Source organism: Streptomyces sp. NPDC059679 (assembly GCF_042734105.1).
In the GTDB taxonomy this organism is placed as follows: domain Bacteria; phylum Actinomycetota; class Actinomycetes; order Streptomycetales; family Streptomycetaceae; genus Streptomyces.
Genome location: NZ_JBHWES010000059.1, coordinates 58,231 through 79,196, shown reverse-complemented (window position 1 = coordinate 79,196; position 20,966 = coordinate 58,231). Strand labels below are relative to the sequence as shown.

General features: G+C 68.5%; 17 protein-coding genes and 2 pseudogenes. 11 read left to right on the top strand and 8 right to left on the bottom strand.

Annotated elements, in window-relative coordinates; all coding sequences use genetic code 11:
• Nucleotides 1-2: 2 nt before the first annotated feature.
• Complete coding sequence (locus ACFV2X_RS41870) at nt 3-554, bottom strand: hypothetical protein (protein WP_385626558.1); 552 nt, start codon at nt 552-554, stop codon at nt 3-5.
• 55 nt (nt 555-609) lie between these two features.
• Between ACFV2X_RS41870 and ACFV2X_RS41865 the strand changes: the two genes are divergently transcribed.
• Nucleotides 610-1,152, top strand: coding sequence for a phospholipase (locus tag ACFV2X_RS41865; protein ID WP_385626557.1), 543 nt, complete (start codon nt 610-612; stop codon nt 1,150-1,152).
• A gap of 461 nt (nt 1,153-1,613) precedes the next feature.
• On the opposite strand, the gene ACFV2X_RS41860 is transcribed toward ACFV2X_RS41865, so the two are convergent.
• A complete protein-coding gene (locus tag ACFV2X_RS41860) occupies nt 1,614-1,736 on the bottom strand; it encodes a hypothetical protein (protein WP_385626556.1) in 123 nt (40 codons plus the stop codon).
• A 104-nt stretch (nt 1,737-1,840) separates the two neighbouring features.
• On the opposite strand from ACFV2X_RS41860, the pseudogene ACFV2X_RS41855 reads away from it, so the two are divergent.
• A pseudogene (locus ACFV2X_RS41855) lies at nt 1,841-3,136 on the top strand (integrin alpha); the annotation flags it as partial.
• 656 nt (nt 3,137-3,792) lie between these two features.
• On the opposite strand, the gene ACFV2X_RS41850 reads toward ACFV2X_RS41855, so the two are convergent.
• The 4 genes from ACFV2X_RS41850 to ACFV2X_RS41835 all read right to left on the bottom strand — a co-directional run bounded on the left by ACFV2X_RS41850 (nt 3,793) and on the right by ACFV2X_RS41835 (nt 6,270).
• Nucleotides 3,793-4,434: a helix-turn-helix transcriptional regulator gene (locus ACFV2X_RS41850; RefSeq protein ID WP_385626555.1), complete on the bottom strand. Its 642-nt coding sequence runs from the start codon at nt 4,432-4,434 to the stop codon at nt 3,793-3,795.
• Between the two features lie 12 nt (nt 4,435-4,446).
• Nucleotides 4,447-4,689, bottom strand: coding sequence for a hypothetical protein (locus tag ACFV2X_RS41845; protein ID WP_385626554.1), 243 nt, complete (start codon nt 4,687-4,689; stop codon nt 4,447-4,449).
• A gap of 616 nt (nt 4,690-5,305) precedes the next feature.
• Nucleotides 5,306-5,491, bottom strand: a complete 186-nt coding sequence (locus ACFV2X_RS41840) for a hypothetical protein (RefSeq protein ID WP_385626553.1) — start codon at nt 5,489-5,491, stop codon at nt 5,306-5,308.
• 302 nt (nt 5,492-5,793) lie between these two features.
• Nucleotides 5,794-6,270 (bottom strand): excalibur calcium-binding domain-containing protein, encoded by a 477-nt coding sequence (locus ACFV2X_RS41835; RefSeq protein WP_385626552.1) that lies wholly within the window; start codon nt 6,268-6,270, stop codon nt 5,794-5,796.
• A 258-nt stretch (nt 6,271-6,528) separates the two neighbouring features.
• Between ACFV2X_RS41835 and ACFV2X_RS41830 the strand changes: the two are divergent.
• The 9 genes and pseudogenes from ACFV2X_RS41830 to ACFV2X_RS41790 all read left to right on the top strand — a co-directional run.
• Nucleotides 6,529-8,556 (top strand): annotated as a pseudogene (locus tag ACFV2X_RS41830) (SAV_2336 N-terminal domain-related protein); the annotation flags it as partial.
• 120 nt (nt 8,557-8,676) lie between these two features.
• Nucleotides 8,677-8,892, top strand: coding sequence for a hypothetical protein (locus ACFV2X_RS41825; RefSeq protein WP_385626551.1), 216 nt, complete (start codon nt 8,677-8,679; stop codon nt 8,890-8,892).
• Nucleotides 8,893-8,950: 58 nt separating this feature from the next.
• Entirely contained in the window at nt 8,951-9,271 is a 321-nt protein-coding gene (locus ACFV2X_RS41820) for a hypothetical protein (RefSeq protein WP_385626550.1), read from the top strand.
• 528 nt (nt 9,272-9,799) lie between these two features.
• On the top strand, nt 9,800-12,427 hold the full coding sequence (locus tag ACFV2X_RS41815) for a tetratricopeptide repeat protein (RefSeq protein WP_385626549.1): 2,628 nt from the start codon (nt 9,800-9,802) through the stop codon (nt 12,425-12,427).
• A gap of 82 nt (nt 12,428-12,509) precedes the next feature.
• Nucleotides 12,510-13,472 (top strand): Gfo/Idh/MocA family protein, encoded by a 963-nt coding sequence (locus tag ACFV2X_RS41810; RefSeq protein ID WP_385626548.1) that lies wholly within the window; start codon nt 12,510-12,512, stop codon nt 13,470-13,472.
• 926 nt (nt 13,473-14,398) lie between these two features.
• Entirely contained in the window at nt 14,399-14,869 is a 471-nt protein-coding gene (locus tag ACFV2X_RS41805) for a hypothetical protein (protein WP_385626547.1), read from the top strand.
• Nucleotides 14,866-17,205, top strand: coding sequence for a DEAD/DEAH box helicase (locus ACFV2X_RS41800; protein ID WP_385626546.1), 2,340 nt, complete (start codon nt 14,866-14,868; stop codon nt 17,203-17,205). The genes ACFV2X_RS41805 and ACFV2X_RS41800 overlap by 4 nt, the downstream gene beginning before the upstream one ends.
• A 324-nt stretch (nt 17,206-17,529) precedes the next feature.
• Nucleotides 17,530-17,823, top strand: a complete 294-nt coding sequence (locus ACFV2X_RS41795) for a transposase (protein ID WP_385626562.1) — start codon at nt 17,530-17,532, stop codon at nt 17,821-17,823.
• Nucleotides 17,824-19,111: 1,288 nt separating this feature from the next.
• Nucleotides 19,112-19,501, top strand: a complete 390-nt coding sequence (locus tag ACFV2X_RS41790; RefSeq protein ID WP_385626545.1) for a hypothetical protein — start codon at nt 19,112-19,114, stop codon at nt 19,499-19,501.
• Between the two features lie 249 nt (nt 19,502-19,750).
• Here ACFV2X_RS41790 and ACFV2X_RS41785 read toward each other — a convergent pair whose 3' ends face one another.
• Nucleotides 19,751-20,086, bottom strand: coding sequence for a transposase (locus ACFV2X_RS41785; RefSeq protein ID WP_385626544.1), 336 nt, complete (start codon nt 20,084-20,086; stop codon nt 19,751-19,753).
• Entirely contained in the window at nt 20,017-20,955 is a 939-nt protein-coding gene (locus ACFV2X_RS41780; RefSeq protein WP_385626543.1) for an ISAs1 family transposase, read from the bottom strand. Before ACFV2X_RS41780 ends, ACFV2X_RS41785 begins: the two co-directional genes overlap by 70 nt.
• Nucleotides 20,956-20,966: the final 11 nt, after the last annotated feature.

Genomic DNA, 20,966 nt, shown 5'->3' with positions numbered 1-20,966 from the left:
GTTCACAGGCCGGATCGGACCCGCAGCAGCGGCTGCCGTGCTTCCTGTGGCCGCCGTTGAATCGTCTCCCCGACTGACACGACCATCCCGACGACCGACGGCGACGCGCTGGTGGAGGCCGTCACCGCAGCTATCGCGCACCGGGCCGAGCAGTGACTGCACCAGATCCGCCCTGTTCTCGGCCCCGCGTCGTCCACGGCGGCGGACAGCTCCCGCAGCTCCACCTCCTGACCGACCCGCGAGTGGCCCGTCAGCACCACCTCGTCAAACTCGGCGAGCGCCGCGCCGAACTCGGTGCCGAACGACGACGTCAGGCCCGCCCTACGGTCGCCGCCCCTACCGGGGCCATGCAAATGCTGCGCTTCCTGTGCAGTGCTGGCGCCGGACAGGAAGAGGGAGTCGTCGTCGATGTCCTTTGGTCGGCCGTCGATGGCATCCCACTCTTTGTCCGGTACTGCGAAAGGGGCCTGCCAGACAATCCCCGGTCCAGAAAACTCAAGGTCAGGCGAGAAACGGCCGACCGGAGAAAGCCGGACGGCCGCGCCGTCGTACACGCCTTGGCCCGCGACATCACCATGCGCTGGTCAGCCAACGGAAGGAAAGACACACGTGCACACCCACATCCGGCTCCTAGGCGCCACCGCCCTCGGCGTTGTGCTCCTGCCGCTCGGCGTCGCCACGGATGCCGCCGCCGAATCAGCCTCGGGCGAACGGACCGCAGCATCGGCAGAGCTGTCGACGTCCACCACCGCATCAGGGAAGTTCCGGGACAAGCAACTGTCCCAGCTACGGCGCCTGACCTCTGCCGACCGTCGTGGCCTTGAGGCGTGGAGCATTGCATGGCAGCGCTCTCTCCAGGGAAAGAATCCTTACCGGTTCGACTGGTCAACCGACTACTGCTCCGGCTCTCCTGACAAGCCCGGCGGATTCAACTTCAAGGGTCCGTGCCAGCGCCACGACTTCGGGTACCGCAACTACAAGAAGCTCAACGCGTTCACCGGCGCGCACAAGGAACGCATCGACCTGGCGTTTCTCCAGGACATGCGGCGCATCTGCGCCATACAACCGGGTTTCTATGAGTCGCAGCGAGTCGGCTGCCGGAGGACCGCGAACACGTACTACAACACCGTGCGGCTCGCCGGAAAGCTATGAGCTTCCCACCACGACCCGACCTGCTCAAAGCGTCGACGTCGGCACACTGCCGAAGTTGAAGCAGCGTCGTGCACGAAGTGGATGTGACGGCCGATCGTGTCGCGTTCGTTGAGCCGACCGTTCAGTTGAAGGCACCACGGGCCCGGGGAGCTGTCATCCCGAGCCCACAGCCAGGCGGGTTCAACGCGAGCTTGGCTGTTCGCTGACCGCGCGACCACCGAACCCGCGGAGGCACTGCCGCCCCCTGGCGTTCCAGGGAGGGAAGACAATACTGCTGAACGGCGCTGGTTGAGACGTGGGGCTGCGCCCCCGGCGGCGCTGGGCCGGAACGAAGACGGCGCGGGGTGGGGCAGTGCCCCGACGCCGGCTGATTTCCCCGGGCCCGGTGCCCGGTCCTTGCCCGTGCATGGCGACGGCCTCGAACCAGACACATCTGGTCGGGGCCGTCGCGCATGCCGAGGTCAGTTTCCGGCGCGCAGGTGTTCCTGCCGGGCCTGGGCCAGGCCGTGCCATGCGGAGCGGACGTCGTCTTCGCTCTTGGTCCAGCGGGTGGTCGAGGGCTCCAGCAGGGGCAGGCCGGCCATGAAGTGGGCGATGTCGATGAAGTAGGCGAAGTCGCCGCTGGCGGTGAGTTCGCGCAGTCGGCCGATGACGGCGGTCAGGTCCTGGTTTTCGCCGCGGACGGCGTGGCAACAAGACCGCGGGCCAGCTCGTCGTGCTCTACGGCACCTCCACCGGCGTGTCGTCCGCCAAGCGCACGGTGCTCAGCCAGAACAGTGCCGACGTCCCCGGCACCGCGGAGGCCGGAGATGCCTTCGGTGGTGAGACCGCCTACGGTGACTTCAACAGCGACGGTTACGACGACATCGCCGTGGCCGCGGCCGGCGAGGACGTGGGCGGCGACACCGACGGCGGCACCCTCGCCGTGCTGTGGGGCTCGGCCTCGGGCATCACCGGCACCGGTGTCACGATCACGGACCCCGCCGTCTCGGCGCACGACTTCTGGGGCAAGAACCTGGCCGCCGGCGACTTCGACGACGACGGGAAGGACGACCTGGCCGTCGGCAACTCCTCCAGCACCGTCTACGTCTACAAGGGCGGCATCAGCACCTCCGGCACCTCCGGCGGCCGCTACACGATCAAGCCCCCGATCCAGTCCGGCGGCAGCGCCCGGGGACCGATGAACCTCACCGCCGGTGACGTCAACGGCGACAGCCGCACCGACCTCGTGGTCGACGGCTTCGAGACGCAGACCGACTGGGGCTGGAACACCAACTACTACGTGCCAGGCGCCGCGCGGGGCCTCAGCACCTCCTCAGCCACCGCCCTCAAGCCAGGCGTGATCACAGCCATCGGCGACGTCAACGGTGACGGCTTCGGCGACATCGTCAGCGGCGCCTACTGGAACAACACGACCGACGACGGCACGACCATCCCGAACTCCGCCCTGGGCGGCAAAGTCAACATCACCTACGGCTCCAACGAGGGCCCCGGCTCGACCACGGGCATCACCCAGAACACCGGCAACGTCCCCGGCGGGTCGGAGAAGAACGACCAGTTCGGCTACGAGCTCGACCTGGGCGACATCAACGGCGACAACTACCAGGACATCGTCATCAGCGCCGCCGGCGAGGACCTCAACGGCGTCGCCGACACCGGCGCGGTCACCGTCCTGTACGGCTCCGCGAGCGGCCTGAACACCAACTCCGGCGCCCAGTACTTCACGCAGAGCACCGCCGGCGTGCCCGGCGACGACGAGAAGTACGACGGGTTCGGCCTCGACACCAAGCTCGACGACGTCACCGGCGACGGCAAGGCCGACCTGCTGGTCAGCTCCTGGGAAAACTCCGGCAACGGCGCGGTGACGTACCTGCCCTCCAGCGGCACAAAGATCACCACGACCGGCGCCCGCTCCGTCTCGCCGAGCTCATCGGGAGTCTCCACCACCGGCACGCCCAACTTCGGCGCCAACTTCGCCGACTGACCACCACCCCAACCGCGCACCGGGCCCACTCCCCACCGGGACGCGGGCCCGGTCCGTCGTGATCCTGCTCGAAGAGGTCGGCAATGCGACCATCCGGCAGGGGCCCTGCGGGCAGGCCGACAGCCAGGCACCTTCTCCTCGGGCTGATCGGTTCCTGGCACGGGAATGTCTGGGGATCGGTGCTGGTTGGAGTATTCGCGGGTGCCGACCGGTGGGACAGTGTCCCCGGGCCTCACCTATTGCCTGTGGGGAAGATCGTTCGGCTGAAGCCCCACGGTGCCTTTCGCCGCGAAGGCGACCGCCACCGCCGGCAGCCCGCACCCCACAGTCCGGCGCCGGCCAGGTTCCCTCGTCCTGGCCGACGCCCTCCTCCACGCCTCTCAAAGGCCGGGTCATCAACCGACTTCCGCTCCAGCAGCTGGCACCTGCCCGCAGACGGCATCCGCGAGACCGGTGCGGCCATCGAAGCGCCGGACGACGTGACGAAGACGACCGGCAAGGCGGCAGCGAACACGGTCCTGCGCAAGCACCGGCTGGGCCTGGCCCGGAAACGCCTGACCCAGGAAAACGAACCTGGCCCGACGATGCCCCGGGCCCGCAGCGATGGCCTCAACCGCCGTTGGAGGCGATTGAGGCCATGTCCTCGCTGTGATGGTTCAGGCAGCTCTCACGAGCTGACGGCCTTCGTGCCGGCGGTTGTTGCCCTTGACCCACAACCGGTAGGCGTCCGCTCGCTCCCAGGCGTCCTCCCAAGCGGCGGTGGGTGCGCGGGAGACGCCGCATGCCTCCACGAAGTGGACCAGCAGCTTTTTCGAGGGCATCCGCTCACCGCGGAGTACCGCTCCGACGGTGCTGTGTGGCAGGAGAGTCACTCCGTGGGAGGTCGCCCTTGCCTCCAGTTCCCGCAAGGACAGGCCGCCGGCCTCGAGCTGTATGGCGCGCATCGCCTGGAGCAGCTGCGCTGGGGTGTGGATGAATTCCGGACGGAGGACCGGCTCGCTACGGCTGCCTAGTGCGGGCGAGCGGCTGGAGCGGCGCTGCTCGGCGGCAGCGGTCCACATCCGGCGAGCCTGGCCCAGGTCGCCACCGCAGGCGGTGGCGAATGCCTCGACGACGGGCCAGCGCGGCACCGTGGTACCGCGGGCAGCCCGCCAGAGCGTGGCCGACGCGAAGCCGGCCCGTGTCTTGTGCGCCATCTGCTGGTAGGTCAGTCCCGCCTGCTGGCGCAGTGACCGCAGCCACTGCGCCAGCTCGACGGCGAGATCAGCCTCCGCAGGAGCGCTTGGGGTGCGCCCCATCCCGGCTCTCCTTTAGAGGGTCCGGGAACGGGGGGCGAGCGCCGCGATCGTGCGGCGCAGGAGCTCCACCGCGAGGAGACCGCCGACGGTGATGGCGGTGACGACGGTCTCCAACGGCATCTGGCAGGCCACCATCACGGCGGTGAGGACGACCACCACGATCACGACGGCCACAGCGGGGACGGGCAGCAGCGTGCTGCCGGCCCGGCCGGGGCCCTCCACACATGACGCGTGCGCCAGAACCTTGTTGTTCAATTTTTTTCTCCCTCGGCTCGTTGCCACTCGACTCGGCCCCGGCACGGGATCCACCGCGTTGCAGCGCAGGTGAATCCAGGGACCTCAGGCAAATCGTCGGCTGTCAAGGGATGGGGCAGCAAGGCGCTAACGTGCTCCTATTTCACCTTGTCCCACCTGGAATTGAAATCCCATCAGGGATCCTGCCAGGTCACCGGGTGCCGGTACCACCGCTGCGGGGTCCGGCACTTGCATCTGTCCGACGTAGCGACCTTGATCAACATTGCGCGTCCCCCACCCTCACCTGCTTACTTATATCCGTAACCGGCCACCGCGCAGCGATTCCGGAGGGGAGGCGGAGATGACCTCAGCTGTCTACGGGGGAGATCCAGCACGAGCTCCTTCACGCCGCCCTGGCCATGCGCGCACAGGGCCCCGCACACGCATGAACGTGTGACGCCGGGCCCGGACATTTCACACAAGGCTTCCCCGGCCGTTGCCACTCGACGCAACAAGGGGAAAATCGGTCGTCAGCTGTTGCAGCGGCGACGGCCTTTGGTGTGGCCGTCCGCGAACAGCGGACGGCCACACAGGAACAGGAGACGATTCCGTCCACGCCCGCTTGTCGGCGGGCCTGTCAGCGGGCGGCGGCGAGTTCCTCGATGCGCTGGGCGAAGCCGTCCGTGGGGAGCGGCAGGTCGACGCCGTCGACGTACTCGATGACGGTGGGCACGTACCAGACGACCGCTTCGGGGAGCACGGCCATCCGTACGGTCGCGGTGGGCTCCTGGACCAGTGGGACCACATCCTCGAGGCCAGCCAACTGCCCGCGCTCCAGGACTGGCTGCGCGCGAACGGTATCGAGCCGAAAGACCTCGACCGCACGGCGCCCGTCACCATCGAGCAGCACAACGGAGAGCCCGTGATCCGGTGCACGGCCTACCTACTCACTGCGGACGGGCACAAGTACCGAGACCCGACCACCGACGGAGCCGCACAGGAAGAGCGCACCGTGCCGCTGGTGGCCGGACCGCCCGCCGGACCGCCAGCGGGGGGCCTGAGCGCAAGAGACGTGAACGCCCCACCCATCGCGGGTGGGGCGTCATGCTGTCCGGTGTCGACCGGTCAGGTATCGCAGCCGACACCGTCCCCGTCACGGTCCAGATGAGAGGCATACCCCGGCTCGCCGCGATGGATCGGCGCAGCTCCGGCCGCGCGAGCCTCAGAGCAGTTCCTGTAGTACACCGATCCGCCGCCCCCAGCACTGCCGCCCGAAGAGGACTCGTCGTCGTTGGACACGGCAGGCGCCTTCGCAGTCACCGTCACCTTCACCTTCACGATTTTGGTCTTCGTCACCGTGACGGTCGGCGCCGGCTTCGGCTTCGCAGTCACAATCTTGGTCACGGTGACCGTCGGACCCGGCTTCGGCGCGGCCTCCGCCTGCTTCGTCTCCTCCTTGGCGGTCTTGGTCTCGCCGCTGGCCGCCCCGGCACCGATGCCAATGCAGAAAACAAGGCCGAGCGCGGGCAGAACGAAGCGCTTCCGGGCCCACTTGGGTGCTGGCCTTCCAGGCGTGGGTGGCGCGGTATACGGGTTGCTCATGATCCCCCCTGGGATGTTCAGGTGGGATGACCGTAGTGCACCGTCTGAGGCTCTGTGGGGGATACGGGACGTAGTGATGGACATGTGACCGATGGGCCGGCCGAGCGTCGCGGTCACCACACCTCCGGCCCCGCCAGACGCATGGGCCGCCCCAGCCCCCCCAGAGCCGGAGAAGTCATGACTACGCGGTCAGACTGCTGAGTGTTCGACGCGCAGGAGCAGGGGGTTGAACACGGGGCCACCGGGAGCGTTGCGGTACAGGACGCCGCCCGGCGGCTGGGCGCCGCTCCCCTGGGGATGCGGTCGGACCCGGAAGAGGCGGATGTCGTCAACGCGGCGCTGATTTTGCGCCGTCCCCTTCTGGTGACGGGTCGCCCGGGGACGGGCAAGTCCACGCTGGCGTACCGCATCAGCAGGGAGCTGGGGCTCGGCCGGGTGCTGCGCTGGCCGATCACCACCCGCACCACCTTGCGGTCGGGTCTGTACGAGTACGACGCGGTCGGCCGCGTTCACGCCGCGGCGGCCGGGCAGGCGGTGGACCCGGATCGCCCCGAGCCCGGGCCTGAGGACATCGGGGGCTTTCTCCAACTCGGCCCGCTGGGCACGGCGATGCTGCCGTACCGGCTGCCCCGTGTCCTGCTCATCGACGAATTCGACAAAAGCGATATCGATCTGCCCAACGACCTCCTGGACATCTTCGAGGCCGGCGAGTACGCCATTCCCGAGTTGGTGCGCATCCGCAGCCGCCGCCCGGCCGTCCGGGTGCTCACCGACGACCCCGACCGCAGCGCCGTCATCGCCGGCGGGCGGGTGCGCTGCCGCGCCTTTCCGATCGTCGTCATCACCAGCAACGACGAGCGGGAATTCCTGCCCGCTTTTCTGCGCCGTTGTCTGCAGCTGCGGCTGCCCGACCCGGATGCCGACCGGCTCGGCTCGGTCTCCCCGCCGACCGCCGAGCGCGCCTTGTCCCGGGCGCTGCGGCCGCTGCGTCGCACCGCGCCCTCGCCGGTCGAGGTCGAGATCGACGAGGAGACCACGGCCGAGCGGGCGGCGCGCGACGGGTTGTGGCTGCCCAGTTGTGTGCCGGTGCGGGAGCGCTGGATGGACATGGTCCTGGTCGTGGACAGCAGCAGCTCCATGGTGGTGTGGCGGCAGACGATCAGCCAGTTGGTGACCGTCCTCGAGCGCACCGGCGCGTTCCGTACGGTCCGCGTGCAGCGGATCAACTTCGACCATCCGCTCCCCGCGGACCCGGCGGGCCACCACGACGGGGCAGCCCCGAGACAGGGCGGACCGGGGGGACGGGGCGGCGGGCGCTCGCCGGTGGACGGCATCGCGCCCCGCGGCAGGCGGACCGTGCTGGTTCTGACCGACGGCATCGGCGCGGCGTGGGGTGACGAGACGGGCAAGCTGGCACTGGCGCGCTGGGCGCGGTACGCCACGGTGGCCGTCCTGCACACGTTGAATCAAAGCCGCTGGCATCACACGGGGCTGATGCCCGAGCGCGTGCGGGTGCGGGTGCCCGAGCCGGGCGCGCCCAACGCCACCTGGCAGAGCGCCGACGGCACCCCCTGGCCCGGAGGCGAGCCGCCGGTCCCGGTGCTGGAGCTCGAAGCGCGATGGCTGCACCGCTGGGCGCAGCTGGTGACCCGGCCGTCCACGCGCGGCCGCCACACGCTCGCGCTGCTGCCGGGGGTACCGGCCGAGCGCTGGGAGCGGGAGCCGGAACCCACCGCCCGGGACCGCGTCTTCCGCTTCCGCGCCACCGCGTCGCCGAGCGCTTTCAAGCTGGCCTCCCGGCTGGCGGCGGCGCCGCTGAACATTCCGGTGATGGAGTTCGTCCAGGGCATGCACGAGCCGCAGGGAAGCCCCGGCGATCTCGCCGAGATCCTGCTGGGTGGACTGCTGCGCAAGGTCGGCGCGACCGACCCGATGGACGAGACCGGGGTCGGCTACGAATTCCACCAGGGAGTACGGGAGTTACTGCTGTCCGCCGGGATGCGCGACGAGTCGCTGTACATCCTGCGCAGCGTCCTGGACCGGCTCGGCCGCCGCTGGAAACCCCTGCACGTGCTGCGGGACGCGCTCAACCACCCCTCGGAGGCGCTGCCCGACCTTCCCGAGACCGAGCGGCTGCTGCCCTACATGCGCGTACAGGAACAGGTCTACCAGGCGCTCTCCGGTCCCTACCTGGAGGGCGCGCGGACGTTCCACGCGCGCGTGCTCGCGCACCAGGCGCTCGGCCGGTCGAGGGAACACCGACACAAACCAGCTGACATCGCATAGGCGAAGTTCGATCTCGGAGGAGGTTGCCGTGACTGACTCCTTTTTGTCCCGATCTGAACCGCGCTTCACTCTCATGCCGCATGGCGCTTCCCGCATGCCTGAACCCGAAGGAGGGTCCGAATGACCACTGACCCGGACACCCAGCACCGTGATGATCGGGATCACGACATACGGGTGTACCTGTTGTTGCTTGCCCTGGCGGTGATCCTGATTGTCGCCACGGCTCTGGTCTACGTCACTTACCAGCACCCGGCACTCGCTGCACCGCTGGGAGTCGGTTTGACAGCTGCCGCAGTGCTGGTGACCGGGCTCGGGTTCGCCATCACGAGGCGGTGAAACACCAGCTACCTGAAGCGCTCGCCCCGCACCCTTCCGCCCGCTGCTGGTGGTACGCGTGGCGCTGGCGGCCGACTCAGAAAGACGTGTAGCCGCGGACATAGGCTCACTTGCGGGTCAGTGCGCCGTTACCGCGTTCGACTTCGTGCGCGGCGTGCAGGGCCTTGTGTGCTTGTACTTCGTACCGGTCGCGGCGTGGATGTCGGCTCAGGTCCGGCAGCTGCTCGAAGTTGCCCCTGCCTACCTCTCCGACCGTGAAGCAACCGACCGGCTGACTCTCTTATGCGAGGAGATCGGCGAACGCCTCGAAAACGCCCTCGCCGCACGCTGCTACGCCGCCACCGGAGACCGCCGTGCCCTGTACAGCACAGTGCTGTAACCCCGCTGTTTCGTGAGCGGACCAGTTGGCGCACGCGGCGACGTCGGCCACGGCCCGGTGCAGCCCCCGGCCCGAACGTCGCCCAGTTGACGGCGCGCGGTCGGCTGGCCGGGGTGATGTTGGCGGCTGGGGCTTGCGGTGTGTTGCGCGGGGGCTCCCGCCCGGCGCGGGGGCTGGGCGAGAGCGGTACCGTCCCCTCCGGTTGTTCTTCAGCACCCCGAACGGTGGGAGGGCAAGCCCGAGCCGAGGAATCCTGTGCTGAGTTCCGCCGACTGGCCGAAGCCGACGAGACCCACCTGTCGCGCCCCCGGTTGCGGTAACGGAGGCCCTCTTCGATCAGATCAGCCCATCGTCGCTTTCAGACGCCGGAAAGTGTGTCTTGCAGGTGTCCTGCGACAATGCATCGTAGGTTGGGTGACGGCCGCCCTGTTCCTGGGTCGCTCGTGATCACGCTACGGTCGTCTGATGGGCGGTTCCCTGCCGGGCCGCTGACGACGTATCCGTGTGATGTTGCATGAGGGAGACCGGATGGCACGAGTGAACTTACGTGCTGCGTTCATGAGCGGTGCGGCGTCCACCGTTGCCGCGCAACAGGTGTTCACCAACCGGGTGGACGAGGTGGCCGCATTCGGCCGTGCGTTGGATGGACTTGACCAGGCACTGGACGAGGCCGAGATTTCGCCCGTAGCCGACCGAGTGCAGGGGCGTCGCAACGTACTGACGTTCTACGGTGTGGGCGGCATAGGGAAGACGACGCTCTCCCACGAGCTGGAGCGCCGCTTTCTCGCTGATGCCCGAGCGATGAACCAGGACGACGTCGTGTCCATACGGGTCGACCTTTCCGAGGATGGCGCCTCCGATATCGAGAGCCTGCTGATGCGTTTGCGGTCGGGGCTTGGGCAACTGGGAAGCCGATGGCCGGCCTTCGACCTGGCCCTGGCCTCATACTGGGCCCGCGCTCACCCGGGGGAGGCGCTACAGGAATTCCTGGACGCATCGCCGGCGGTGCGGCGTGCCTCACGAAGCATCGGGCTGAGCGAGCAGATGGCGTCGAGTCTCCAACTGGTCGTCCCCTCGGAAGTCGGCGGTCTGGCGGGGCTTGCCCAGCGCGCGGCGTTGGGCACCTACCGGGCCATCCGCGACCGGGTGCGGGAGGGACGGCTGCTGTCCGATTGCGAGCTGTTCGCCGAACTGATCGAAGCGGACGCCGACTACGAGACGCTGTCATTCTTCCCCTACCTCCTGGCCTGGGATCTGGAGCGGCAGCCCCGACGGGGACGACGGCCCAGAGTGTGCGTCTTCCTCGATACATTCGAGGTGCTCGGCAACCGCACTGACCGTATCGCCGAACGGTTCGTACAACGCTGCGTCTACCTGATGCCGAACGTGCTGTTCGTCATCACCGGCCGGAACCGCGTCGACTGGGCTGACAGCAGCACCCGCGGCGAGCTGGACTTCACCGGCCCGGAGTGCTGGCCCTACCTGCACTTCAGCAACGACACCGCCGAGCCGCGCCAGCACCTTGTGGGGTACCTGTCAGCCTCCGATGCCGACAGCTACCTCCGCGAGGCGCTCACCAAAGATGACGAGCCGGCCATGCCGACCGAGGTTCGCGAGCGCATCATCTCCGGCGGCCAGGGGCTACCGCTATACCTGGACCTGTCGGTCTCGCACTTCGTCGAGCTGCTGGCACGCGGCAGGCAGCCATCAGTCGACGACTTCGGAGGATCCTTCACCGCAGTCGCCACCCGGTCAATCAGGGACCTCCCTCAGGAGGAGCGCAACCTGGTCCGCACAGCGGCACTCATCGACCGGGTCGACGCCGCACTCCTGCGGGCCGGCCAACCGTCCCTTCCCGACGGCTGCGTGGCCCGATTCCTGCGCCGCCCGTTCCTGACACACGATGACGCCTACGAGCTGCCCTACGCCCTCCACGTAGCGCTGCGCCAGGCCATCAGCGAAGCAGACCGGACCCTCCCGGACGGCTGGTCGGACGCCGACCGCAGCCAGGTCGCCGCCCGGCTGCTGCGCCACATGGGTGAACGGCTTGGACCATCCGCCGGGCGTACCACGACCGCACAGGCCCTCGAATCGGGCCTCACACTGTCCGGAACATACGGGGTCTTCGACGACTGGATGGCGCGAGCCACACAGCGGCTGGTGGCCGCTGGCCAGTGGACACAGATCGGTGCGGGACTCACCGCCAGCGCGGCGGACACTCCGGAATTCCGGGCGATCCGCGCCGCAATACAGGGCGTGCAGCTGCGCCGGATTGGAAGAGCCCCGGAAGCGGTCGAGGTCTTGGACGGCGCCGACGCGGACCTGAGCTCCGACAGCCTGACGGCCCAACTAGTGCGCCTCCACCTCGCGCACGCGCTGCGTAACCAGGGCGACTACACCAGGGCCGCGCAGATCTACCGGGAGCTGACCGAGGGCGAGTTCGGCACTGCCGCCCGCTACTGGCTCTGCGATTATGACTACCTCAACGGGCGCTTCGCTCCCGCCCTTGCCACACTGCGCAACCAGGCGAGCCATGACGCGGCGGACGAGGGCGAAAGGCTCCGGCTGGTCGGGCACATCTGGCGGGTCAACGCCCGCTTCGGCGAAGCCACCGATGCCTATACCGAGGCGATCGCCCTGGCCCACGGTGAGGGACTGGCCGCAGCCGAAGCAAAGGCACTGGCCAACCTGGCCCAGACCGCCTGCTGGGCCGGAGACACGGCCACCGTGTCTGAGGCCGCGGCCCAGGCCCGGGAACTGCTCGACCTTGTGCCCAACCCCGTCGAACTCGTCAAGATCCGTTCCGCCGAGGCGGTCGCCTCAGCGATGTCCGGCAACCCGATAACGGCCTGGGAAGCAATCAGTGACACCCGTCGGCTGACGGACGAGATCGGCTACAGGGGCGGCCACAACCTGGCGGATGTCGCTGACATCCTTCTCGGCGTACTCGCAGGTGACCCAGACGGAGCCCGCCGCACGCGCTCTGATCTCGATGAGCGCACCCGCACCTCCGGCGGCAACACCTACTGGGTGCCCATCGTGACCTCCTGGATCGACGGCGTCGAACGGGCCGCGGAGCACAGCCCCGCCGTCGACTGGGTCGACGGCCCCGCCGCGTCGCTGGGACGCTGGGCAGAGGCGGTGGCTTCGCGATGACGCCGCCGAACCCCGGGGAGCGGCGGCGCAGCCGAACGGACCATGCGAAGCGACCTTAAAAGGTACAAGAAAGGCAGATTTCATGAGCGGCCTGGTACAGGTCGGCCTGGTCGGGGTCGGGATCATCGCGGACACCCACCTCCAGGTCCTCGCCGGACAGCCTGGGATCGCCCTGGAGTTCACCGTCGACCCACATCGCACGGAGCCGCCCGCATTCCGCGGAACCAAGCCGCCTCACTACAGTGACCTCGCCGAAGCGCTCGACGTCCACCAACCCCACCTCGTCGTCATCGCAACCCCCACAGACACACACGCCGACCTGGCCACCCAGGTCCTCACTCTGTCCTCGGCCCAGGTGCTCGTCGAGAAGCCCCTCGTCCACGACCTGGGCTCCCTCACCCGGCTGCGTTCCCTGGACGGGACGACAGACGCACAAAACCGTGTGTTCACAGCTCACCATTTCTCTTTTTCACCCGAGGTACGCTGGGCGGCAGAGCAGATATCCGTCCACTCAGAGTGGGGGCCCATCACGGATATCACCTCGGCCTTCTACGACCCGTACATCCTCCGGGGCGAGCAAGCCTTCGCCTCATACATCTCCAGCTGGATGGATTCCGGCGTCAACCAGCTCAGCATGCTCGCCCGCTTCGTCGAGCTCACCGCTCTCACCTCCGCCCAGCAGATGGACAACGGCGCGAGTGCTTGGTGCACCTGTGAGTACCGCTCCCGCGGCACCGTGGGCACGGCCCGGCTGCACAGTAGCTGGCTCACCGGCTCCAGCAGCAAAAAAACCACCCTCACCTTCGGCCGATCCAATGTGGAGATCTGGATCGACCACACAGCCATGACCGGCTTCGCCACCCACGACGGCAGGCTCCTCGAGGCCTATGGCAACGACGGCCGGACCCCACGGAAGGTCGCTCACTACCAGCCCCTCTACGAAAGCCTGCTGTCCGGCCGGCCCGACCCAGTCCTCAGCTTCGGCACCGCCGCCACCATCACCGAACTCCATCACGCAGCGCCTCCACTTGGCGTCATCGCTTAGCGCCCCAGCACAATGACCGAGCCCTCGTGCATACCGAGGTCTCCTGGGAGCACTGACCTCCTGGGCCCAGGTCAGCGGCTCATCACCGTCCGAACCAGGCCCTCCCCACAGTGAGGTCCTGGTGTAGCAACAGCGTGAAACTGACGTAGCTATCCCGCCCCCCAGGGGGCACACGCCGCAGCCCCAGCAGAGAAGCCCCATGGCTCCACCTGTCCTGGCGCTCATGCCGAGCCTTGCTCCATCGACTTGCGGAGCATCGCCACGTTCGTCGCGGCGCCGTCCGGGCAAGTTGGTGACGCGGCCTGCTGGAGATTGGCCGCCGATGCCGGTGTGCTGTCCCTGTACCCGCACGGCTTGATGAAAGACATAGAAGTCCCTGGAAGACCGATGCTTGCGTGCACCTGCGCGTGGACAACGGGCCCTTGGGCTGTGGACATTCCTCCCGCCTGGCTGTTTTCTCCCCGTCAGCCGTGCCAGTTGCTGGCAAAGTTGGTGCCGTGTGTGCGGTGAAAGAACAGACATCCAAGGCCACAGTCGCCGAGCTTGTCCGGCAGCGCTGGGGAACCGTCCTTGATGAGGAAGACCTCCTCGCGCGGTTCCGGGAGCCGGGATGGTCCTACCAGGAACAAGTCCCCCGCCCGTGTCCCACCTGCGATACCCCGCTGCACTCGCTGCGCCGCCCCTACGAGTCGGCTGGCCGTCAGTACCGCTATGTCGCCGTGGTCTGTCCAGCCTGCCCCCGCACCTACACCCTCGCTGACCTGGGCGTGAAGACCTATGACAAGCTGATCGCCCTCCCCAGGCCTCGCCCCGACGCGACTGCCCCGGCGGTGCCCGCGCGACTCAAGCCTGTTCCGCCGAGCCCGTCCGCACCCTCAACGCCCGGTACCAGGCTGCCGCTTGGGCCCTGCCCGTCCGGTCCGGGCATGACCGTGACCGCGATTCGCCCGGCCGGCCCTGCCGCCCCCTTCGCGCGGCAGCCCGCGCCTGCCTGGCCGTCGGACCTTCCCCTGCCAGCGGAGACCGAGAAGCGCGCTCTGCTGTGGTGCAAGGCGACCGACCCTAACTGGCGGCCGTGCGAGCAGGCCCTGGCAACTGCCGAGGACATCCGGGTCATCGTCCCGACGAGCCCGGACTTCGACCCGCTGCGCACCTTCCTGGCCGAGCACGGTGTTCCGGTCCGCAGCGCCGACCACTGGGTGGAGAGCGAGCAGGTCTCCACCGTCGGCGACCTCGGAGTCGCACGGATCTGGCGGCCTTCACCTCCATCACCGGCGGTGTCCCCAACGCCCCGGCAGTCGGCCCGGCCGCATACGGGGCTCGAGATGCCTTCGCCGCGCAGTGGGATGCGCTTGCGGACCTGCCCCCGAACGAGGCGGCAGCCTACGTCCCGGTGACCGACCTGGTACCCGGGGACTGGAAGGAACTGCTGCCGCACCCCGCCTTCAACCCCGTCCAGGCCGCCGCCGTCCCCGCTGTCCTGGAATCCGACCAGCACCTGGTCATCGTCGCGCCCACCGGTGCAGGGAAGACCGCCATCGGCATGGTGGCAGCGCTCCAGGCTCACAGCCGCGGCCGCAAGGCGGCCTGGCTGGTGCCCCAGCGGTCCCTGACCGACGAACTCGACCGAGACCTGGAGACCTGGCGCCGCGCCGGCCGCCGCGTCGTGCGGCTCACTGGTGAATACGCCGTTGATGCCGAACTCATCCGCACCGCGGACCTCTGGGTGGCCACCACGGAAAAGTTCGAGGCGATCAGCCGGACCGGCTCCCTGCGCGCAGCCCTCGCCGAGGTCGGCTGCCTGATCGTCGACGAGATCCACCTGCTCGGCGACCCCACCCGCGGACCAGTCCTCGAAGCGCTCCTGGCCCGGGTCCGCGAGGACAGCGCCCAGGTCCGGATCGCGGGCCTGTCCGCCACGGTCGCCAACGCCGAGCAGGTCGCCGACTGGCTGGGCGCGCGCCTTATCCGCTCACCCTGGCGCCCCACGCGTCTGACCTGGCAACTGCCCGTCCTGCCAGACGCGGCCGACGCCCCGGAATGGAACGCCCGGGCCCAGGCCCGTACCGCGGAGGCTGTACGCCTCGCACGAGCGATCACCACAACGGGCGGCAGCGTCCTGGTCTTCTGCGGCAGCAAACGAGGCGTACGCGCCACCGCCCTCGCCCTGGCCGCCGACCGCGGCGTGCCGACCAAGGGCGCCGACACCGATGACAGCGAACTCGTCGAGCAGCTGTGCACCCGCGCCGGTGTACGGCTCCACTACCGCGACTGGCCCTACAAGCGAGAATCCGAACACGCCTTCCGCACCCGCCAGGCCGACATCCTGGTCGCCACCTCCACCGTGGCCGCCGGCGTCAACCTCCCCGCCCGGGCCGTCATCGTCCGCGACACCCAGGTCGGTATGGACCGCATCGAGGTCTCCATGGTCCAGCAGATGTTCGGCCGCGCCGGCCGCGTGGGGGCCGGCGAACGCGAAGGCTGGGCCTACCTGCTGACCAGCCCCACCGAACGGGCCCCATGGCAGGCGCGCCTTGCCGCCGGATACACCGTCACCTCCCGCATCCGCGACCACCTTCCCGACCACGTCCTGGCCGAAGCCGTCCAGGGACGACTGAGCGACCTGGACCAAGCCGAACTGTGGTGGACCAAGACCTTCGCCCACTACCAGGGACACCACCACCTCGACCCTCTCCACGACGCCCTGGACTTCCTGGGCGACGCCGGCTACCTCCACCGCACCCCCGACCCCGGCGGCAACGACAACCTGACCATCACCGAAACCGGGAAACTCACCAGCCGCTTCATGGTCGAAGCCGACACCGCCACCACCCTCACCGACACCCTGCAACTCCTCCCCGTCCCCGGCAGCCCCGACGAAGCCGAAAACACCCTCATCACCCTGCTCAGCACCCACCTGCCCGTCCTCGAACAAGCCCCGTTCACCGAACGCGCCAAAACCGCCCTCCACCAGGTCCTGCGCACCGGCGGACACACCGACGCAGCCCACGCCCCACAACCCCCGGGGGAGGACGAGGACAAGCCCGCCGCCGGCGACCTCGCCCGCGCCGTCCTGCTCCTGGTGGCCAACAGCCCCAAGGCATTCCGCACCCGCAGCAGCTACATCCTGGGCATCCCCGTCGACTCCATGGCACAGATCCTCGACGAAGCCCGCCGCTACCTCGCCTGGCTCGCAGCCCAAGGCCACCTCGGCACCATCCACCCCTGGGCCGCCATCACCGCATCCGACCTCGCCCAACGCATCCGCTGGCGCACCCTAGGCCCCCACCGTGGCTCCGGCCGCCTGCTCTGGATGTGCGAACGCATGGCCACCCCCGCCCACACACACCGACTCGTCCCCACCATGTGGCGCGCTGCCCGCGACCGCGGTATCGATGCCCCCGACTGGCCCGGCACCACCCCGCCCAGCAATTGCCGACTCCATCCCGACGGCTACCGCGCTTTCCTCGCCACCCGCACCACGGGCATCGACCTTGAGACCCGCCCGGACGGCATCCGCGTCCATGCCCCGCGCGGCACCGTCGTCCACCTGTGGACCGGCGTGACCGTAGCCCGCCACACCGCCGACGGCACCACATGCGATCTCTCCTACCCGGCACCCCTCCCGGGCCATGAAGCGCAAGTCGAGCACGGGGGAGCGGTGTTCACCCGGGGCGATTACCTGGTCACCGGCTGGCTGTCCGCGTACAACACCATTGCCCCACGCGCTTAGCCCCAATGCCGTGACTCTGTTGGTGATCTTGTGTGGGGTGCTGACGGTGGGGCCGTGGGGTGCTTCGCTGGAGGGGGCGGGGTGGCCTCGGGTTCTGGGGGTGCGGTGTCGTTACGGCCGAGGAGTTTTCAGCGGATTCCGGTGAGGACGGTGCGTACGGCGTGGGCCGCGCATCCGAAGGGGACACCGGCGATGCTGGTGCGAGACCGGTTGGATGTCCTGTTTGAGGATGAGGAGTTCGCGGACCTGTATCCCTGCGATGGCCGTCCGGGGTTTTCGCCGGGTCAGTTGGTGCTGGTGTCGATGCTGTAGTTCACGGAGAACCTGTCGGACCGCGCTGCGGCGGACGCCATGCGCTCAAGGATCGACTTCCAGTACGCGCTGGGCCTGGAGCTGGAGGATCCGGGATTCGACTACTCGATGCTCAGCGAGTTGCGGGCCCGGTTGGCGGAAGGGGATGCCGCTGGCCGGCTGCTGCGGGTGATGCTGAAGCGGCTGGTGGAGGCCGGGCTGTTGAAATCCGGGGGCCGGCAGCGCACCGATGCCACCCACGTTATGGCGGCGGTCCGCGCGCTCAGCCAGCTCGAACTGGCCGGAGCCGGAGGAAACCTCCAGTGACGCTGCGGTCGAGGCGCTGCGGGCCAAGGCGACGCGGGCGGCAGATGCCGACAGCAGCCGTGTTCGCACGCTGCGCCGGGCGCGGGTCGAGCGGGCCAGCACCGTGGCCACGTTTCGGGAGGAGGGCCGTACCGCATGCTGACGAGATTGCTGGCGCGGGTGTGACCGAGCGCACGTCAGTGCCGGAGAACCAGGGCGTGCGGCCTGCTGGCGGGCATGGGGTTGAGGGCGGCAGTATCCACGCATGGATCAGGGGGTCGCTGCAGTCTTGGCTGCTGGTGTGGCGGGGATCGCGGGTGCGGTGGGGGCTGCGCTAGGAGCTGCAGCGACTGGGCGTTCAGCACGTGCTCAAGCAGCTCATGAGTACGCCATTCAAAAGGCAGTTAGCGCACGCCAGGAGATTCGCGAGGCTTGCAATGCCTTCCATGACAAGGGACTGCTCGCGGTGACCACCTTGTTGGAGTGGGAGCAGACAATTGAAGAGGGAGGTCAAGCTGATTATGAGGGCTTATACCGAGAGGCGATCAGCAGCGCGATTGCGGCTACGCGCGAAGTGCGGTGGGTACGGCCGGACCTAGAACAACCTGCCAGGGAATGGTGCGCAGGGATAAAGGTAACAGCAGATGCTATCCGAGCGTTACAGGGTAATTTCCCTGCGGCCCAGAATGAGACTTCACTTCTGCGTCAACGTTGCGTAGAGGCGTGGGAAGAAGAGCATGCAACGCTAGTCGCTTTCTGGGGAAAGGTAGATGAAGTTATCGGCGAAGTGGATACAGCCTATATCCTGCAGGGCGGAGGTCGGCGGGGGAGGATTTTGAGAGCCCAACGCCCATGAGGAGGGGACCTGCCTACGGTCTCCTCTACTTGCCTCAGCCTGCGTGGGTACGGGGCGGCTGGCCCCGAGCGGGGGCCAGGGCGGCGTCGTTCAGGCGGTGTGTCCGGGTTGATGGGTTTTCAGGAGGTGGGTCAGGACTGCCGGGTGGTCGCCTCGGACTGGAGGCAGGACGGTTCCCGGCGATCATGAGGTGTCGAGTCCCTGTTCACCACGAGGGAAGACTCTGCCTGCCCGCTCGTCCTCGCTCATCCCGGGTCCTCTGGGCCTGCTCACCGATGCCGCACCGGTCGCACCCGATGACCTTGTCGGCCTGCTGACCTGCCTGGCTCAGGTGCACACGTTGCGAAGACGGGCTGACCTACCCGCTGGCCCCGCGCGAGAATCCCTATGTGGTGAAGCGGACACCTCAGTGCGGTGTCACCCATCCGTGTAGTGGAGTGGAAGGAGACAGCAGTGAGCACCGGCAACCCCATTGCTGGCCCTGGCGGGGACCCCCAGCTCTCGCGGGCCATGGCCTGCGTCATCGCCGCGGTGCTCCCGCGGTTCGATCAGTACGTCACCGGGGAGGTACTGGAATTCCTTGAGCCGGCCACGCGCTTTTCTCGGTTCGCCCGCTACCGTGATCGGCACGGCCAGCCCTACAGGCGTAGTGAACGGCACCGTTGCTGGACCATTCTGCACCCCCGGCCGGGTCAGCTGCAGCCGGCCGTGCTTCTCGACACCGGCCTTTCGGATACGTCGATCCACCCGATGGCATCGACCGACCGGACGGCCACACCTATTTATCGCACAAACCCCTGCGCCGCTGGAATCTTGGGGCGGACGCTCCTGCCGAGGATCTGATGCGGAACTATCTCGAAGGAGCGTTGACCCGCTACTGGAACTTCGGCGCGTGATCAAACGCTGGTGTTCGCGTCGCCGGCCTTGGCTGACGCGGGTGTTCGCCTGCGTGTTTCACCTGCGACGGTGTCCGGATTGTGGGCGGAAAACCGAAAATGGGCTTCTGGGCTGGGACGATGAGGCTTGGCGAAGGTCTCCGCAGTCCGAGCAGGAGCCCGGGGCGGCGTCGTTCAGGTGATGCGTCTGGGTTGATCATTGGATGCCGAGGGCAATCAGCGGGCGGCTGGTGTCGCGGGCGTGGTGGCGGAGTCCGGCTGCGATGTTGGTGTGGCCGGCCAGTCGCAGAGCACCGATGGCCAGGTTGCGCAGGGAGGCCATGGCACGTGGAGCGGTGCCGGTGCGCACGCGGGAGGCGTCCTCGGCGTAGGTGGTGTCCCGGATGTGGTGGACCTTGTTCTCTATGCCCCAGTGGTCGCGGATGCGGCGGGCGATCTCGGGCGCGTCGGCCTGCTCAGCTGTCAGGTCGGTGACGCCGTAGAGGCGTTCGAGGGTGATCTTGCCGGTGGTGACGATCCGGCGGCGTCGCACGATCTGCACGGCCTGTGCCGCGTACGGGAACGCGATGCGGGTGGGGGCGCGGTCTTGAGCCGACGGATCTCGTCACGTCCGTGGGCGGTGGCCTGGGTCTTGTCGCCCAGCGGGACGTCCCGCCACGGCAAAGCCTTGAGCCATCGGTGCAGGGTCGGGTGGTTGCCCTTGATCAGGGCAATGTAGTGGGCGTGGCAGTCCTCGACGAGGAAGTGGGCGTGGTCGGTCTGGGAGTGGAGAGCATCGAAGGTGACCACGGCGTCGTCCAGGCCGAGGCCGGCGAGCAAGGGCTGGAAGGCGGTGATCTCGTTGGTCTTGCCGTCGATCTCGCGCTGGGCGGTGACCAGGCCGGTGCCGGTCATCGCGGCGAGCAGGTGAACCTGAGTGCCGTCGGGACGGTGGGCGCCGCGCACGGTCTTGCCGTCCACCGCCATCGATGGCCGCGGCCGGTCGCCGTTCGTGGCCTGGCCGGCGGTGGCGCTGGCGCGCCAGGTCAGCCAGGTGCCCACGGCCGCGTCCAGCGCGTCGCCGTCAATGCGCTGAAGCGTGCGGCGCACGGTGGCCTCGGCGGGTGCGAGGGGTCCATGCCGCGGGTCCCTGCATGGGGCGCCGAGCCGGGACAACAGCCCGGGTGGGGCATCAGCGGCCCATTCCGCTATCGCAGCCAGGGACTTCGCACCGGCCAGCACCGCACACGCGGCCACCGCGAGGACGAAAGCCAGAGGGTGGCGGCGCCCCTTGCGGCGGCGGGGGTCGGGCACCGCTGCCAGGCAGGTCAGCAGTCCGGGGAGTTCGCTGGGCGAGGCCGTTTCGGCGTCGGCGAGTTGGCCCAGAGCACCCGGAATGGGCGAAGATGAGCAGGCAGGCACGGACTTCCCGT

Excerpts from the sequence above, each read along its gene's own strand:
- ACFV2X_RS41860 (WP_385626556.1), bottom strand. The coding sequence starts at position 1,736 with ATGGCCGGCCTGCCCCTGCTGGAGCCCTCGACCACCCGCTGGACCAAG.
- ACFV2X_RS41850 (WP_385626555.1), bottom strand. The coding sequence starts at position 4,434 with ATGGGGCGCACCCCAAGCGCTCCTGCGGAGGCTGATCTCGCCGTCGAG.
- ACFV2X_RS41835 (WP_385626552.1), bottom strand. The coding sequence starts at position 6,270 with ATGAGCAACCCGTATACCGCGCCACCCACGCCTGGAAGGCCAGCACCC.
- ACFV2X_RS41825 (WP_385626551.1), top strand. The coding sequence starts at position 8,677 with ATGACCACTGACCCGGACACCCAGCACCGTGATGATCGGGATCACGAC.
- ACFV2X_RS41815 (WP_385626549.1), top strand. The coding sequence starts at position 9,800 with ATGGCACGAGTGAACTTACGTGCTGCGTTCATGAGCGGTGCGGCGTCC.
- ACFV2X_RS41810 (WP_385626548.1), top strand. The coding sequence starts at position 12,510 with ATGAGCGGCCTGGTACAGGTCGGCCTGGTCGGGGTCGGGATCATCGCG.
- ACFV2X_RS41805 (WP_385626547.1), top strand. The coding sequence starts at position 14,399 with ATGACCGTGACCGCGATTCGCCCGGCCGGCCCTGCCGCCCCCTTCGCG.